The organism is Providencia vermicola (genome assembly GCF_020381325.1).
Classification (GTDB): Bacteria; Pseudomonadota; Gammaproteobacteria; order Enterobacterales; family Enterobacteriaceae; genus Providencia; species Providencia vermicola.
Window position 1 is genome coordinate 106,198 of the sequence record NZ_JAGSPI010000013.1, and the last position, 17,179, is coordinate 123,376.

Here is a 17,179-nt window from a genome sequence, read left to right on the forward strand (position 1 = left end):
TTTTTACGAGTTATGAGGAAAATAAGCCAGTCCGTTGTATTACTTTTTTATCAAGCTGTAATCTATTAGGGCTCTTTTTAAGACTAACTTTATTTATTTTTTGCTCGTTGAGTGTGACATCTTTATATGACAATAAAATGAATTCGTTTTTGTTAACAGCGGGTTAGAGGGCATTAAAATGATATTGCTATTAAGTTTCCTCTTAATTGCATGGTGAATAAAAGTACTGTATATTTAATCAGTTGATTGGTTTTTTGTGAGTGTACCCATGCGTAAAATTATTCATATTGATATGGACTGCTTTTATGCGGCGATAGAAATGCGCGATGATCCAAGCCTACGCAATGTGCCTATTGCCGTTGGGGGAAGTGCGGATCGTCGGGGGGTTATCAGCACAGCCAACTATGAAGCGCGCCGTTACGGCGTACACAGCGCGATGTCGACCGCAATTGCATTAAGGCTTTGCCCACATTTAAAAGTCGTTCCAGGGCGTATGGCGCTGTATAAAGAAACCTCTATTCATATTCGTAAGATTTTTGCGCGCTATACTGATTTAATCGAACCTCTTTCCCTTGATGAAGCTTATTTGGATGTGACGGATTGTACTCAGCTACATGGCTCTGCCACATTGATTGCAGAGGCTATTCGTCAGCAAATTTCTGATGAGTTACAGCTCACCGCTTCTGCAGGAATTGCGCCTATTAAGTTTTTAGCGAAAATCGCCTCAGATATGAATAAACCGAATGGTCAGTTTGTGATCACGCCACAAAATATGGATCAATTCGTTCTTACGTTACCGTTAAAGAAGATCCCAGGGGTGGGGAAAGTGACCGCTCAAAAATTGGCGGATATGGGGCTGAATACCTGTGCTGATGTGCAACAATATGATGTAGTTACATTAATCAAGAGTATGGGGAAATTTGGACAGGTGCTTTGGGAACGTTGTCATGCTATTGATGAGCGCCCTGTAAATCCAGATAGACTGAGAAAATCTGTCGGTGTTGAACGCACGTTAGCAAAAGATATTCATCAGTGGAGTGATTGCCTTTCTCTGTTAGATAAACTTTATGATGAGTTGCAGCTACGTTTAGCAAAAGTAAAACCCGATTTGCGTATTGCTCGCCAAGGGGTGAAATTTAAATTTGATGACTTTCAGCAAACAACGCAAGAACATGTTTATCCTATTCTTAACAAACAAGACCTTGTCCAATTAGCACAACAAGTTTGGGAAAATCGTCGGTTAAAAAGGGGGGTTAGGTTGGTGGGGGTACATGTGATGCTGCAAAGCCCACAATTAGAACGGCAGCTATTGCTTGAACTTTAAAAAATGCCCACCACAAGGATGAGCATTCTATTCAATCTCTGCAAATTAGCCTTTAACTGGGATGGCTTTTAACACCGCAGTTAACAGTTTCCAATACTCGCCAACACTGGCGATATGAACGCGTTCGTCTGGTGAGTGAGCACCACGAATGGTAGGCCCAATGGATACCATGTCCATGTCTGGGTAAGGTTTTTTGAATAAACCACACTCAAGACCTGCATGGATCACCATTACATTTGGGATTTTACCAAATAATTTGTTATAGGTTTCGCTCACTAAATGCATCACTGCAGAGTCAGCATCTGGCTGCCAACCTGGGTAGCTACCTTCTGCGCGGTATTGTGCTTTCGCTAATTTACTGATAGAAGTTAGCATGTTAACGACGTAGTTTTTACCGCTATCAATCAGTGAACGGACGAGGAATATAATCTCTGCTTTGTCTTCCGTCATGCGTACCACACCTTCATTCAGTGAGGTTTCAACAACACCTTTTGCGACATCACTCATACGGATAACGCCATTTGGCGCAGCATTTAAGAAAAACACAAAGCGTTGTTGGCAGTCATCAGACAGCGCTTTTAAGTCGCTTTGTGTTTCATCTAACAACAGCACTAAGTTAGGTTCAACAACCGCTAACTCATTTTTCAGAATGCTTTCGTAACGTGTTCTTAATGCAGTCAGTTCAGCAACTTTATCTGCTGGAACAGAAATAATGGCGTGCGCTTCACGTGGGATAGCATTACGCACTGTACCGCCTTTAAACTCTAATAGTTTTAGGCTGAGATCTTCTGCGTGGCCAGCAAGGAAACGTGCTAACAGTTTGTTTGCATTGCCTAAACCTAAATGAACATCACCACCCGAGTGACCACCTTTTAAACCTTTTAAGGTCAAGGTAAAGGTTTGGTAACCCTGTGGTAATGCTTCGCGAGTTAGGTCAAAAGTGGTTGTGAAGTCAACACCACCAGCGCAACCCATGTAGATTTCGCCTTCTTCTTCGGAGTCTGTATTGATTAAAATATCAGCTTGTAACCAACCGGCTTTTAGGCCAAATGCACCTTCCATTCCCGCTTCTTCGGTCATGGTTAACAGTACTTCCATTGGGCCGTGTTCAACGCTGTCATCAGCTAAAACTGCCAGTGCAGAAGCTAAACCAATGCCGTTATCTGCGCCTAATGTTGTCCCTTCAGCGGTTACCCACTCACCGTTTACATACGGGCGGATTGGGTCAACTTTAAAGTCATGTACAGTATCGTTATTTTTTTGCGGCACCATGTCTAAGTGCGCTTGCAGAACGACAGCTTTGCGGTTCTCGTAGCCCGCAGTAGCAGGTTTACGGATCAGAATATTCCCTACGTCATCACGCTCAACGTGGAAGCCTTTTTGTTTTGACCAATCAACGATATGTGCTGCTAAGGCTTCTTCGTGGTACGAAGGATGTGGAATGGAGCAGATGGTAGCGAAGATGTCCCACAGTGGTTGGGGGGATAGTTTGGATAATTCAGACACGTTTATCTCCTATGATTTTCCCGTTATATTTCAAGCTATAGCGTTGTTGGCTACATTCACAAACCTGCGTCACATACTCATGTATGCTCCTCGGATTTGTTCATTTGCCGCCTAGCTATAACTTGAACTATTTAGGGAAAATATCCGTTATATTTCAAGCTATAGCGTTGTTGGCTACATTCACAAACCTGCGTCACATACTCGTGTATGCTCCTCGGATTTGTTCATTTGCCGCCTAGCTATAACTTGAACTATTTAGGGAAAATATCCGTTATATTTCAAGCTATAGCGTTGTTGGCTACACTCACAAACCTGCGTCACATACTCGTGTATGCTCTAGGTTGCTTTAGGGCAAATTCCCTGAATCATCTAGACAGCAGCCGATTGACAGTCAACGCGAGTTTCAGCTTCAATTTTTAAAAGGAACATTGCTGTAATTATGACCTAACAGCCTGAAGTTTCGAATTAAAGGCCGCCTCTTTTATAAAATCAGGATAACACTTTCTTTTGAATAATGGACAGTGTAAATGATAATAATTAATGGCGAATGATGCTTTTTACTGGTTTTTAGCGCGCCGAATCACTATAATCTCGCGCAACCTTTTTTCCGCAAGACACATTTCAGATTTACTCAGCAGTCGGGACCCGAATTTTATGAGCGAAAAATATGTCGTAACGTGGGATATGTTGCAAATACATGCCCGTAAACTCGCACAACGTTTATTACCAGTAGAACAATGGACCGGTATTATCGCGGTTAGCCGTGGTGGACTTGTTCCAGGTGCACTTCTTGCACGTGAACTGGGTATTCGTCACGTTGATACCGTTTGTATCTCTAGCTATGATCATGATAACCAACGTGAATTAAAAGTTATCAAGCGCGCCGAAGGCGACGGTGAAGGCTTTATCGTTATTGATGATTTAGTCGATACAGGCGGCACAGCCCAAGCAATCCGTGATATGTATCCAAAAGCTCACTTCGTGACCATTTTTGCAAAACCTGCGGGGCGTCCATTAGTTGATGACTATGTGGTTGATATTCCACAAGATACATGGATTGAACAGCCTTGGGATATGGGCGTTGTCTTTGTGAAACCTTTGTGTGAGCAAGATAAATAAATCTGTTTGTCACTTAGCGTTAGGTAAAAATATTGTAATAATAAAGTCTTATGGATTTTATTGATGACGAGAACACATTAATACCTAAAGTTTTTGATATAAACACGATATAATTTGGGGAGTGCATTATATGCATTCCCCTTATTTTTGGGTTCCATTCAGCGACGGTATACAGGTAATTGGGATGACTCAGCAAAATTTATCCGAAAAACTCTTTAAGCCTAAAATCAGACAGATTGAAACATCGACCCTGGTTTCTTATTCCGCCCAAACGCTGCCTCAAATCAAAGAGCACAGTGTGCTGAGTGGTTCTCACCATGCGGGCTGGTATCGCATGATTAATCGCTTGATGTGGATTTGGCGCGGAATTGATGCATTAGAAATTGAAGAAGTACTTAGCCGTATTGCGATTTCTAATGCACAGCGTAGTAATGAGCGTCAACTAGATACCGTCATCGGTAATCGTTCAGGTAATTGGTGTTTTGAATGGTCTCAACAAGCGATGCATTGGCAACAAAAAGCCTTAGAGTTCGAACAAGGTATTGATGCAGGTAATGCATGGCTGCGTTCAGCAAATTTATATAGTATTGCAGCCTATCCGTTTATCAAAGGTGATGAGCTGGCGGATCAAGCGATTCTACTGGCTAACAAAGCCTATGATAGCGCCGCAAAGTTCTCCGAATATCGTTTAAAGAAAATTCCTTTTAAAGTGGATGGTGGTAAAGAAGTTTGCGGTTTTTTGCATATCCCATCTCATGGGCAAGGCCCTTATCCAACGGTGATGATTTGCGGGACGTTAGATAGCTTACAAATTGATTTCTGTCGCTATTTTCGTGATTATCTTGAACCATTAGGGATAGCGATGTTAACACTGGATATGCCATCTATTGGTTATTCGGTCAAATACAAGTTAACCCAAGAAACTAGCACATTACATGAGCAAATTGTTCGCCAAATCGATGATATAGCATGGATTGACCATACGCGCTTTGGCATCGTAGGAATGCGCTTTGGTGCGAACATAGCATTAAGGTTAGCTTATATGTGTCCAGAGAAAATTAAAGCGGTCGCTGTGATAGGTCCAATTGTGCACAGTTTATTGCACGAAGAGAAATATCAACGAGATATTCCTAGGATGGTTTTGGATGTGTTCGCCAGTCGTCTGGGGATTTACCAAGTCGATGGGTCTGCGTTGCGTCATGAGCTTAGTTGTTATTCTCTTAAAAATCAGGGGCTTTTGGGTAGGAGAAGCAAAGTTCCTATGTTGGCGGTCAGTTTAAAGGATGATATTTATAGCCCGAAAGCGGAAGCGGATCTAATTAAACGCTCTTCTATGGATGCGGACGCTATTATGTTGCCAAGTCATCCCGTATTCGCCAACTTTGAGAAGGCGCTAAGTGAAACAACGTATTGGTTGAAAACAAAAATACTTTAAAATAATTTAATAACTTGCTTATTTTTTCCCATTTGTTAAAAAGGGATCTTCCCAAGAAGGAGATCCTTAACATGGCTTTACCGACTGATTACACAAATGGAAAATATTTAAAGAAATTTGCAGCGATAGGTCCGTATTTAAGAGAAAAACAATGCTTAAATGGTTGTTACATATTTGATAGCTTGGTTGTGTGTGTGAATGCCAACATAGCACCTGAAAAACGTGAATTTTGGGGGTGGTGGTTAAAGTTAATTGCAACTGATGCGGGTTTTGAATTTACTTATCATTTAGGGCTGTACAATGGGCATGGCAGTTGGCAGGTTAAAGCATTAAAAGACAATGCAACCACGGAAGCTGTCGAAAAGAATTTAGTCTCTTTTCACCAAAACCTCACTAAGCAATTATCTGACCTTGAATTAAGCCTCTTTCCTTCACCGCTAATGTCAGAATTAAAATTGGAATTAAGCGCATAAATTTGTTTTAAACCAACTTTTGTTGAATTTTGCGTTATGCCTGTTGGCATAACGCGCTTCTCCTGATAAAAATGATACCTACTTTTGTTTTATTAATCCTAATGGCAGAAAAATGATGAAAAATAGCCAGACGCTGGTCGTTAAGTTAGGCACCAGTGTACTTACAGGGGGCTCGCGTCGTTTAAATCAAGCTCATATTGTTGAGTTGGTCAGACAATGCGCGCAGCAATATGAAAAAGGGCACCGTATTATTATCGTGACATCTGGGGCAATTGCCGCAGGTCGTGAGCACTTAAATTACCCCGAACTGCCAGCGACCATTGCATCTAAACAGCTGCTCGCGGCGGTTGGTCAAAGTCGTCTTATCCAATTATGGGAAAGGTTATTTTCTATTTATGGCATCCATATCGGGCAAATGTTGCTAACTCGTGCGGATTTAGAAGACAGAGAACGTTTTTTAAATGCGAGGGACACCTTACAAGCGTTGCTTGATAATGGCATCATTCCTGTCATCAATGAAAATGATGCGGTTGCAACTGCGGAAATAAAAGTGGGGGATAATGATAACTTATCGGCACTCGCTGCAATTCTTGGTGATGCAGATAAATTGTTATTATTGACAGATATTGAGGGGCTGTATGACGCGGATCCTCGTAGTAACCCAGATGCAAAATTGATCCCTGAAGTGTATGGTATTAATGATGAACTCAGGGAAATGGCGGGTGGTAGCGTAAGTGGCTTAGGAACGGGTGGAATGGCCACTAAGTTGCAAGCTGCGGATGTTGCAGGCCGTGCGGGTATTGATGTGGTTATTGCGGCGGGCAATAAGCCTGATGTCATTAATGCAGTCATTGAAAATATTCCAGTGGGAACCCGTTTTTACGGGCAGAAAAACCCTATGGAAAACCGTAAACGCTGGATTTTTGGTGCACCAGCGGCAGGTGATGTGTACATCGATGATGGTGCTCAACTGGCGATTATGGAAAAAGGCAGCTCATTATTGCCAAAAGGTATTAAGAAAATCGAGGGGGATTTCTCTCGTGGCGCTGTGATCCGCATCCGCAATATGGCAGGGAAAGACCTTGCTCATGGTGTCACTCATTATAACAGTGATGCACTTAGAATGATTGCAGGTCAACATTCTCAAGATATAAACAAGATACTTGGCTATGAACACGGCTCTGTGGCTGTTCATCGCGATGATATGATAGTGAGTTAATTATGTTAGAAACAATGGGTAAAGCAGCAAGGGCTGCATCATGGCAATTAGCTCAGCTAAGCACCAAACAAAAAAATGCAGCATTACTGCAAATTGCGGATTTATTAGAGCAAGAAAGTGCAATAATTTTAGCTGCAAACGAAAAAGACATGGAACAAGCAAGAGCGAGTGGCATGAGCGAAGCGCTGCAAGACCGCTTGTTATTAACGCCTGAGCGTTTAAAAAATATCGCTGATGATGTCCGAAAAGTATGCCAACTTGCAGACCCAGTAGGGCAAGTGATTGATGGTAGCAAGCTAGATAGTGGTTTAAATTTGCAGCGTCGTCGTGTTCCATTGGGTGTGGTTGGCGTTATTTACGAAGCGCGTCCTAATGTCACTGTCGATGTGGCTTCTTTGTGCCTAAAAACAGGCAATGCGGCGATTATGCGTGGTGGGAAAGAAACCCATAATACAAATCTGGCAGTTGTCAGCGTGATCCAAAAAGCCCTAAAAAATAGTGGGTTGCCAGCAGAAGCGGTGCAAGCGATTAACAACCCAGATCGAGAACTCGTGGCACAATTACTGAAATTGGATCGTTACGTCGACATGCTAATTCCTCGCGGTGGTGCAGGGTTACATAAGTTATGCCGCGAGCAATCAACGATCCCTGTGATCACAGGCGGAATTGGTGTGTGCCATACTTTTGTTGATGAGTCTGTCAATTTTGATAAAGCCATTAATGTCATCATTAATGCAAAAGTACAGCGCCCAAGTGCCTGTAATTCACTTGAAACATTACTCGTTCACAAAAATATTGCCGCTGAATTCTTGCCATTACTCAGTGAGAAAATGGCAGAACAACAAGTCACTTTACATGCTAGCGTACAGGCGATGCCATTCTTACAACAAGGCCCAGCAAAAGTGGTTGATGTTAAACCTGAAAACTTAGTTGATGAGTGGCTGTCGCTGGACTTAAATGTGGACATTGTTACCGATGTGGATGCGGCTATCGACCACATTCGCCATTATGGTACCGCACACTCAGATGCTATTTTGACAGAATCGATCAGCCAAGCAGATTATTTTGTACAGTGTGTTGATTCAGCGGCAGTTTACGTGAATGCGAGCACACGCTTTACGGACGGTGGGCAGTTTGGTTTAGGCGCTGAAGTTGCAGTAAGTACGCAAAAATTACATTCACGGGGCCCTATGGGGTTGGATGCATTAACAACCTACAAATGGATTGGTTATGGCGACTTTTTAAATCGCCCATAGAAGTTAATATAGAAAATGAGAAAGCCACACAAGTGAAGTGTGGCTTTCTTTTTTATGGTTTGCCATGTTTGGCAACATTTATAAGCAAATGAATGGCTAAATTTTATTAGTATTCATGATGATGGGATGGAAATTAATGTTTTACATTATCGGTCCAAGAGGTTCAGGGAAAACAACAATTGGGAAATTATTTGCCGAATCTAAAGGCTACCAATTTGTTGATACAGACAAGTTAATACTTGAAAAAGCAGGTAAAAGTATTGCAGAAATTGTTGAGCAACATGGTTGGGATTATTTTCGACAGCTAGAAAGTGAAATCTTAAAATCAATTGCACAAGATGATGCGATTATTTCTACAGGGGGAGGGATAATCCTTTCTGACGAAAACCAAAAAGTGATGCGAGACAATGGGACGGTGATCTATCTAAATGCCAAGCCTGAAATTTTGGCTAAACGCCTTGCCGCAGAGCCCCAAGCAGATCAACGGCCAAGCCTAACAGGTAAATCTTTAGTAGAAGAAATTGAAGAGGTTATGCAGCAACGAGAGCCCATTTACCGCGCGACTGCTCATTATATTATTGATGCGACCCAACCTATTGACGAAATTATCGCGCAACTCAATGATTTATCTTAAACTCATTATAGACAGCGGCTTTCCATATTGGGTGTTTTCGGATTATGCCCCTAGTGGAGAGCATATTGCTCAGTAAGATAAGTGTTATTACGGCATAACAATATTTTGGTAGCATACAAAAATATAATCATAATATAGGGATTCATTATGTTGGTGAAAATAATCAAAGCCATCCTTACCTTTTTATTTCGTGTTGAAGTTATTGGTGATGCGAAAGAGTTTGATCAAGATAAATGCTTGATTACACCCAACCACGTCTCTTTTTTAGATGGTGTTTTGATCGCGCTTTTTCTCCCTGTAAAACCTGTATTTGCCGTTTACTCAACCTTTGCAACACCTAAAATGGTGAAGCGCCTTAAGCCTTATGCTGATATTGTCCCTCTTGACCCTGCCAATCCATTGGGTATTCGCCACCTCGTTAAAGAGGTAGAAAAAGGGCGCCCGATCGTTATCTTCCCTGAAGGGCGAATTTCGGTGCATGGCTCTTTAATGAAAATTTATGAGGGTGCGGCGTTTGTTGCCGCTAAATCTGCAGCAAAAGTTGTCCCTATTCGTATTGAAGGAGCAGAGCGTAGCCACTTTGGGCGCTTAAAAGGAATTATTCCGTTAAAATGGTTCCCAAAAATTACCTTGCATATTTTGCCTGCGCAAACTATTCCGATGCCAGAAGCGCCAAAATCGGTTGAGCGCCGTGCACTCGCGGGCGAACATCTGTATCAAATCATGAAGTCTGCACGTATGGCTTGTTTGCCACAAGTGACGCTGGTTGAAGAGTTTATCGGCAGTGTTCAACGTTTTGGTCGCCGCACACCTTGTATTGAAGATATTGCATTTAAAGAAGACTCGTACCAAACATTGCTGAAGAAAACACTAGGGGTAGGGCGTATTATTGAGCGTTATACCCATGAAAATGAGCGTGTTGGTCTTTTGCTACCGAATGCAACAGTGACGGCAGCCGCAATTTTTGGGGCATTGATGAGAGGCCGTGTCCCTGCGATGTTAAATTACACTGCGGGTAGTCATGGGATTAGTAATGCACTTAAAGCTTCAGCAGCTAAAGTGGTGTTCACTTCGCGACAATTTCTCGAAAAAGGGAATCTCACCCATATTCCAGAGCAAGTTCCTGAAGCAAATTGGATTTACCTTGAAGATTTAAAAGACACGGTGACTTGGCAGGATAAGCTATGGATTGTTAAGCACTTATTCAATCCGCGTAAAGCCATTATTCCGCGAAAAGCATCGGATGAAGCCATTGTGTTATTTACCTCTGGTTCTGAGGGGACACCAAAAGGTGTGGTGCATAGCCATGCTAGTTTGATGGCAAACGTTGAGCAAATTAAAACCATCGCTGACTTTACGCCGCGGGATCGTTTTATGTCATCCTTGCCATTGTTCCACGCATTTGGTTTAACCGTTGGTTTATTTATTCCTCTATTTTCGGGGAGTCGCGTTTTCCTGTACCCAAGCCCATTACATTACCGCATTATTCCTGAACTTGTGTATGACAAAAACTGTACAGTTTTGTTCGGTACATCAACATTCCTAGGGAATTATGCCCGTTTTGCTCACCAATATGATTTTGCTCGTTTACGTTATGTCGTTGCAGGCGCTGAAAAGCTTTCAGATAAAACGAAGAAAATTTGGTTTGAAAAATTCGGTATTCGTATCCTTGAAGGTTATGGCGTGACCGAATGTGCACCAATTGTCTCTATCAACGTTCCAATGGCGGCAAAAGAAGGCACGGTAGGGCAAATTTTACCTGAAATGGAAGCGCGTATTATCCCCATCTCTGGTATCGAAAATGGCGGTAAACTGCAACTTAAAGGCCCTAATATCATGAAAGGGTACTTACGTGTTGAAGCGCCAGGCGTGCTTGAAACACCAAGGGCTGAAAACGCACAGGGCGAGGTAGAAGAAGGCTGGTACGATACAGGGGATATTGTTGAGTTGGACAATAAAAACTTCTGCACTATCAAAGGCCGAGTGAAACGTTTTGCAAAACTGGCAGGGGAAATGGTTTCCCTTGAAAGTATTGAACAGATGGTTGCCGCTTTGTCACCAAATGCAAATCATGGCGTAGTGACAAAACCAGATAGCAGCAAAGGTGAGGCATTAGTTTTGTTTACTACCGATAAAGAGTTAGATAGAAGCGCGTTATCAGCAGCGGCGAAAAGTAGAGGATTAACTGAGCTTGCGGTTCCCCGTGATATTCGTTTTGTGAAAGAGTTACCTGTGCTAGGTAGCGGAAAAACGGATTTTGTCACACTGAAACAAATGGCCTTAAAGGATGCCTAATATGCAAGAAAGTACCTCGAATTTACCGTTGATGAGCCGAGGAATGAAGGCCGTTTTAGCGTCTCAGTTTCTCTCTGCATTTGCGGATAACGCACTGTTATTTGCGATATTAGCGCAACTCAAAGCTGAATTTTATCCAGAATGGAGTCACCCTATTTTACAAATGGTGTTTGTATTTACTTACATCGTTTTAGCTCCATTTGTTGGGCAAATTGCCGATAGATTCTCTAAAGGGCGTGTGATGTTGTTCTCCAATATTTTTAAATTTATTGGGGCGCTAGGGATTTGCTTTGGATTAAATCCGTTCCTTTGTTATGGATTAGTGGGGATTGGTGCAGCATCTTATTCACCCGCTAAATACGGTATCTTAGGCGAATTAACAGGGGGAGATAACCTTGTTAAAGCCAATGGTGTGATGGAAGCTTCGACAATTGCGGCAATCTTAGTGGGTTCTGTTGTTGGGGGAATGCTTTCCGATATCAATCTCTTATTAGCGTTAGGGACATGTGCGATTTTATATGCCCTGGCGGTTATTGCTAACGTCTTTATTCCACATCTTGTGGCTGCAAGGCCAGGAAAGGGCTGGGATCTCAAATTACTGGTCACAGATTTTTTTCAAGCATGCCGTATTTTATGGGCAAATCAGGAAAGCCGTTTTTCGCTAGTTGGAACCAGTCTGTTCTGGGGTGCAGGGGTCACATTACGTTTTTTGTTAGTTGCTTGGGTACCTGTCGCTTTAGGTTTACAAGATAACACAACGCCAACTATCTTAAATGCGATGGTTGCTGTGGGGATTGTTGCAGGAGCCGGGCTTGCGGCTAAATTTATTACCTTGAAAACAGTTTACCGCTGTATTCCTGCAGGGGTTATTATCGGTGTGATGGTGGTATTACTTTCCTTGCAAACTAATATTATTCCATCCTACTTTATTTTGATTATTTTAGGGGTATTTGGTGGGTTATTTGTTGTGCCCCTAAATGCTTTACTACAAGATAAAGGAAAGGAAACCGTTGGCGCAGGAAATGCCATTGCAGTACAGAACTTAGGCGAAAACAGCGCGATGCTGATTATGTTAGGCTTATATTCATTGGCAATTAAGGGCGGCTTATCTGTGGTGAATGCAGGTATTGGTTTTGGTGCCGTATTTACGATTGCGATTGCAGGCTTATGGATCTGGGATCGCGCTCGTAAAAAATGATGTAAAAGGCGGATTACATAATGGTAGATGAGACGCGACTCGAAACATTAAGTATTCAGATTGGGCAAAAACTGAAAGCACAAGGTAAAACAGTCACTACCGCAGAGTCTTGCACAGGGGGGTGGATTGCAAAGGTGCTGACCGATATTGCTGGAAGTTCAGATTACTTCCAGCGTGGCTTTGTCACTTATAGTAACGAAGCTAAACATCAAATGATTGGTGTGACTGACGCATCTTTGCAACAATTTGGTGCTGTTAGCCAGCAAGTGGTAGAAGAAATGGCATCAGGAGCACTGGAAGAAGCAACAGCCGATGTTGCGATTTCAGTCAGTGGTATTGCAGGCCCTGGTGGCGGTAGTATAGACAAACCCGTTGGAACTGTATGGTTTGGTTTTGCCCAAAAACAGGTAGATGGTACAGTGTTGGTTATCGCTAGGCATCGCGTGTTTCAAGGTGATAGAAATCAAGTGCGTTTACAATCAACAGGTTATGCGCTAGAAACACTTTTGAGTCTGTTAAATTAAAAATTTTCTTGATACTGTATGATTATACAGTATAATTAGTTCCAACAAATCGAATTCAATCGTTTTATTCGCAGTGGCAAGGCCATTGCACTTAGGGAGTAAACATGGCTATTGATGAAAACAAACAAAAAGCACTGGCTGCGGCACTGGGTCAAATTGAAAAGCAATTTGGTAAAGGTTCCATTATGCGTCTTGGTGAAGACCGCTCAATGGATGTTGAAACCATTTCAACGGGTTCTTTATCTCTTGACGTTGCATTAGGTGCTGGTGGCCTGCCATTAGGTCGTATTGTTGAAATCTACGGTCCAGAATCTTCGGGTAAAACCACCCTAACCTTACAAGTCATCGCTGCTGCACAACGCAGTGGTAAAACCTGTGCATTTATCGATGCCGAGCATGCACTTGACCCTATCTACGCGAAGAAACTCGGCGTTGATATCGATAACTTACTGTGTTCTCAGCCAGACACCGGCGAACAAGCGCTCGAAATCTGTGATGCACTGACTCGCTCAGGTGCTGTTGACGTTATTATCGTTGACTCCGTTGCTGCATTAACCCCTAAAGCGGAAATAGAAGGTGAGATTGGTGATTCTCACATGGGGCTTGCAGCACGTATGATGAGCCAAGCAATGCGTAAATTAGCGGGTAACTTAAAAACCTCAAATACGCTTCTGATCTTCATCAACCAAATTCGTATGAAAATTGGTGTGATGTTCGGCAACCCAGAAACAACAACGGGTGGTAATGCACTGAAATTCTACGCATCTGTTCGTTTAGATATCCGTCGCATTGGCGCGGTGAAAAATGGTGAAGAAATTGTCGGTAGTGAAACTCGCGTTAAAGTGGTGAAAAATAAAGTTGCTGCGCCATTTAAACAAGCGGAATTTCAAATTCTTTATGGTGAAGGGATTAATACCTTTGGTGAATTAATTGACCTGGGTGTTAAACACAAGCTAATTGAAAAAGCGGGTGCTTGGTATAGCTATAACGGCGATAAAATTGGCCAAGGTAAAGCTAACTCAACGACTTATTTAAAAGAGCATCCTGAAGTTGCGCAAGAAATTGACACAAAACTGCGAGAAATGTTGCTCAATCATACTGGTGAGTTTAGCAGTGCTGCAACAGACTTTATCAGTGATTCTGATGAAGAAGAAACACCAGAAGAATTTTAATTATTAGCTAGTGACTTGATTAATCATTAGATTATAGGCGCCGCTCTTATTGAGTAGCGCCTTTTTTATTTTTTCCAATCGTAATAATAGTTTATTCAACAGTTTTTCTGTGGAAAAATACGCTGACCAGAGGTATAAACATACTTTCAGAAAATATCTAGACGCTTTACAATGAAAGCCACGAATGGATGTAGCTATAATTTTACTTCTATGCAAAGAGACTTTATCTTATCAGTCACTTTTTAATCGGAGAGTTGATTAGAGGTGATGTTACACTCCATCTCAACAATTCATAATTCTGTTTCCAGCTTGATATCGGGATAAATATGAGTAAAAGCACCGCTGAGATCCGCCAAGCGTTTCTCGACTTTTTTCATACAAAAGGTCATCAGGTGGTCACCAGCAGTTCGCTAGTGCCTAACAATGACCCGACACTATTGTTCACAAACGCAGGGATGAACCAGTTCAAAGATGTATTTCTTGGCCTGGATAAAAGAGCATATTCCCGAGCGACAACTGCACAGCGCTGTGTGCGTGCAGGTGGTAAACATAACGACTTAGAAAACGTAGGTTATACAGCTCGTCACCATACATTCTTTGAAATGCTAGGTAACTTCAGCTTTGGTGACTACTTTAAGCACGATGCAATTCGCTTTGCTTGGGAATTACTGACAAGTGAAGAATGGTTTAACCTGCCAAAAGAAAGATTGTGGGTCACTGTTTATGCAACAGATGATGAAGCCTATGATATTTGGAATAAAGAAATTGGTGTTCCAGTAGAGCGCATTATCCGTATCGGTGATAACAAAGGCGCACCTTATGCCTCAGATAACTTCTGGCAGATGGGTGATACAGGTCCTTGCGGCCCTTGTACTGAAATTTTCTATGATCATGGCGATCATATCTGGGGTGGCCCTCCAGGCAGTCCAGAAGAAGACGGTGACCGATATATTGAAATCTGGAACCTTGTCTTCATGCAGTTTAACCGTCAATCAGATGGCACCATGGAACCACTGCCGAAACCTTCTGTCGATACAGGAATGGGCTTAGAGCGTATCTCTGCGGTATTGCAACACGTCAATTCAAACTATGACATTGATATTTTCCGTGAATTAATTGCAGCAGCAGCGAAAGCGACAGGTGCTACCGATCTGGAAAATAAATCACTGCGTGTTATCGCTGACCATATTCGTTCTTGTGCTTTCCTTGTTAGTGATGGTGTTATTCCATCAAACGAAGGCCGTGGCTATGTTCTGCGTCGTATTATTCGTCGTGCGGTTCGTCATGGTTACATGCTTGGTGCTAAAGAAACGTTTTTCTACAAATTAGTTGCTCCATTGATCAAAGTGATGGGCTCGGCTGCTGAAGAACTTCAACGTCAACAAGCCATGGTTGAAAAAGTTCTGAAGACAGAAGAAGAGCAATTTGCACGTACTTTAGAGCGTGGCTTGCAATTATTAGATGAAGAACTGGCATCTTTAAAAGGGGATACCCTTGATGGTGAGGCTGCATTCCGCCTCTATGATACTTACGGTTTCCCAATCGACTTAACCGCTGATGTGTGCCGCGAGCGCAATATCAAAGTGGATGAAGACGGTTTTGAGCGTGCGATGGAAGACCAGCGTCGTCGTGCAAGAGAATCGAGTGGTTTTGGCGCTGACTATAACTCATTAATCAAAGTTGATAAGCACAGCGAATTCTCAGGTTACCAATATGATGAGCAACAAGCGACCATCACTGCATTATATAAAGATGGTCAGCCTGTTGATAGCTTAAATGTCGGTGAAGAAGGCTTAGTTATTCTTGATAAAACCGCATTTTATGCCGAATCAGGTGGTCAGGTTGGGGACATTGGTTTCTTAAATAATGACAATGCTCGCTTCAATGTGACAGACACACAAAAATATGGTCAAGCTATTGGGCATATCGGTAAAGTCGAATCAGGCTCATTAGTTGTTAACCATCGTATTACCGCTGTGGTCGATAGCGCAAGACGCAATGCGATTCGTTTGAATCACTCTGCAACGCACTTATTACATGCTGCGTTACGTCAAGTTCTTGGCGAACACGTATCTCAAAAAGGTTCACTTGTTAATGACAAGTACCTGCGTTTTGACTTCTCACATTTTGAAGCTATGACCCAAGCGCAACTTCGCCAAGTTGAAGACATTGTAAATGCTCAAATTCGCCAAAATTCAGAAATTGAAACTGAGTTGATGGATTTAGAGGGGGCGAAAGCGAAAGGGGCTATGGCATTATTCGGTGAAAAATACGAAGAACGTGTTCGCGTATTGAGCATGGGCGATTTTTCTATTGAATTGTGCGGTGGTACACACGCAAAACGTACAGGTGATATTGGCCTGTTCCGTATTCTGAGTGAATCAGGAACAGCAGCGGGTGTTCGTCGTATTGAAGCAACAACAGGTGTAATGGCGATTGAAAGTGTTCACCATCAATCAGAGCAGCTTTCGGCAATCGCTCACCTATTAAAAGGTGATATTAATAGCCTCGTTGAGAAAGTGAAATCTGCGTTAGACAAATCTCGTCAGCTAGAAAAAGAGATTTTGCAACTAAAAGATCAACAAGCTTCTCAAGAAAGTGCTTCACTAAGTAGCAAAGCAAAAGATGTGAAAGGCATCAAATTGTTAGTGAACCAATTAAGCGATACTGATCCTAAGCTATTGAGAACCATGGTTGATGATCTGAAAAATCAGTTGAAATCAGCGATTATCGTGCTTTCAACAACAAGTGGTGATAAAGTCAGTATGATCGTTGGTGTGACTAATGATTTGACTGCTAAAATTAAAGCAGGTGACTTGATCTCTTATGTTGCACAACAAGTAGGTGGTAAAGGTGGTGGGCGGCCTGACATGGCACAGGCAGGCGGTACTGACGTAAGTGCATTACCTGCTGCAATGGCTAGTGTTGAAGAGTGGGTCGAATCACGACTGTAAGTACTTACCAAAAGTTGCCTTGTAGAAATATAAGGCAACTTTAAATCTGTTGCGGCATTGTTAATGTATT

The 17,179-nt window shown here is 42.3% G+C and carries 13 protein-coding genes; 12 read left to right on the forward strand and 1 reads right to left on the reverse strand.

Features of this window, described 5'->3' with window-relative positions:
* The first annotated feature begins 268 nt into the window (after positions 1-268).
* Positions 269-1,324 carry a DNA polymerase IV gene (gene dinB / locus KDJ85_RS18115; protein WP_225820839.1) on the forward strand — a complete coding sequence of 352 codons (1,056 nt, stop codon included), beginning with the start codon at positions 269-271 and terminating at the stop codon, positions 1,322-1,324.
* Between the two features lie 45 nt (positions 1,325-1,369).
* On the opposite strand, the gene pepD is transcribed toward dinB, so the two are convergent.
* Positions 1,370-2,830, reverse strand: a complete 1,461-nt coding sequence (gene pepD / locus KDJ85_RS18120) for a beta-Ala-His dipeptidase (protein ID WP_225820840.1) — start codon at positions 2,828-2,830, stop codon at positions 1,370-1,372.
* A 654-nt stretch (positions 2,831-3,484) separates the two neighbouring features.
* On the opposite strand from pepD, the gene gpt reads away from it, so the two are divergent.
* From gpt to alaS, 11 genes are all read left to right on the forward strand, one after another.
* A complete protein-coding gene (gene gpt / locus KDJ85_RS18125; RefSeq protein ID WP_225820841.1) occupies positions 3,485-3,949 on the forward strand; it encodes a xanthine phosphoribosyltransferase in 465 nt (154 codons plus the stop codon).
* 184 nt (positions 3,950-4,133) lie between these two features.
* On the forward strand, positions 4,134-5,384 hold the full coding sequence (gene frsA / locus KDJ85_RS18130; protein ID WP_225820842.1) for an esterase FrsA: 1,251 nt from the start codon (positions 4,134-4,136) through the stop codon (positions 5,382-5,384).
* Between the two features lie 71 nt (positions 5,385-5,455).
* Positions 5,456-5,857, forward strand: a complete 402-nt coding sequence (gene crl, locus KDJ85_RS18135) for a sigma factor-binding protein Crl (protein ID WP_225820843.1) — start codon at positions 5,456-5,458, stop codon at positions 5,855-5,857.
* A 115-nt stretch (positions 5,858-5,972) separates the two neighbouring features.
* A complete protein-coding gene (gene proB, locus KDJ85_RS18140) occupies positions 5,973-7,076 on the forward strand; it encodes a glutamate 5-kinase (protein WP_206084765.1) in 1,104 nt (367 codons plus the stop codon).
* Positions 7,077-7,078: 2 nt separating this feature from the next.
* Positions 7,079-8,332 carry a glutamate-5-semialdehyde dehydrogenase gene (proA, locus tag KDJ85_RS18145; protein ID WP_225820844.1) on the forward strand — a complete coding sequence of 418 codons (1,254 nt, stop codon included), beginning with the start codon at positions 7,079-7,081 and terminating at the stop codon, positions 8,330-8,332.
* Positions 8,333-8,468: 136 nt separating this feature from the next.
* Positions 8,469-8,966: a shikimate kinase AroL gene (aroL, locus tag KDJ85_RS18150; RefSeq protein WP_225820845.1), complete on the forward strand. Its 498-nt coding sequence runs from the start codon at positions 8,469-8,471 to the stop codon at positions 8,964-8,966.
* 147 nt (positions 8,967-9,113) lie between these two features.
* Positions 9,114-11,261 carry a bifunctional acyl-ACP--phospholipid O-acyltransferase/long-chain-fatty-acid--ACP ligase gene (aas, locus tag KDJ85_RS18155; RefSeq protein ID WP_225820846.1) on the forward strand — a complete coding sequence of 716 codons (2,148 nt, stop codon included), beginning with the start codon at positions 9,114-9,116 and terminating at the stop codon, positions 11,259-11,261.
* Between the two features lies 1 nt (position 11,262).
* Positions 11,263-12,459: a lysophospholipid transporter LplT gene (gene lplT, locus KDJ85_RS18160; protein ID WP_225820847.1), complete on the forward strand. Its 1,197-nt coding sequence runs from the start codon at positions 11,263-11,265 to the stop codon at positions 12,457-12,459.
* 20 nt (positions 12,460-12,479) lie between these two features.
* Entirely contained in the window at positions 12,480-12,983 is a 504-nt protein-coding gene (gene pncC / locus KDJ85_RS18165; protein ID WP_225820848.1) for a nicotinamide-nucleotide amidase, read from the forward strand.
* Between the two features lie 104 nt (positions 12,984-13,087).
* Positions 13,088-14,155 (forward strand): recombinase RecA, encoded by a 1,068-nt coding sequence (recA, locus tag KDJ85_RS18170; RefSeq protein ID WP_206084770.1) that lies wholly within the window; start codon positions 13,088-13,090, stop codon positions 14,153-14,155.
* 326 nt (positions 14,156-14,481) lie between these two features.
* Positions 14,482-17,109, forward strand: coding sequence for an alanine--tRNA ligase (gene alaS, locus KDJ85_RS18175; protein WP_225820849.1), 2,628 nt, complete (start codon positions 14,482-14,484; stop codon positions 17,107-17,109).
* Positions 17,110-17,179: the final 70 nt, after the last annotated feature.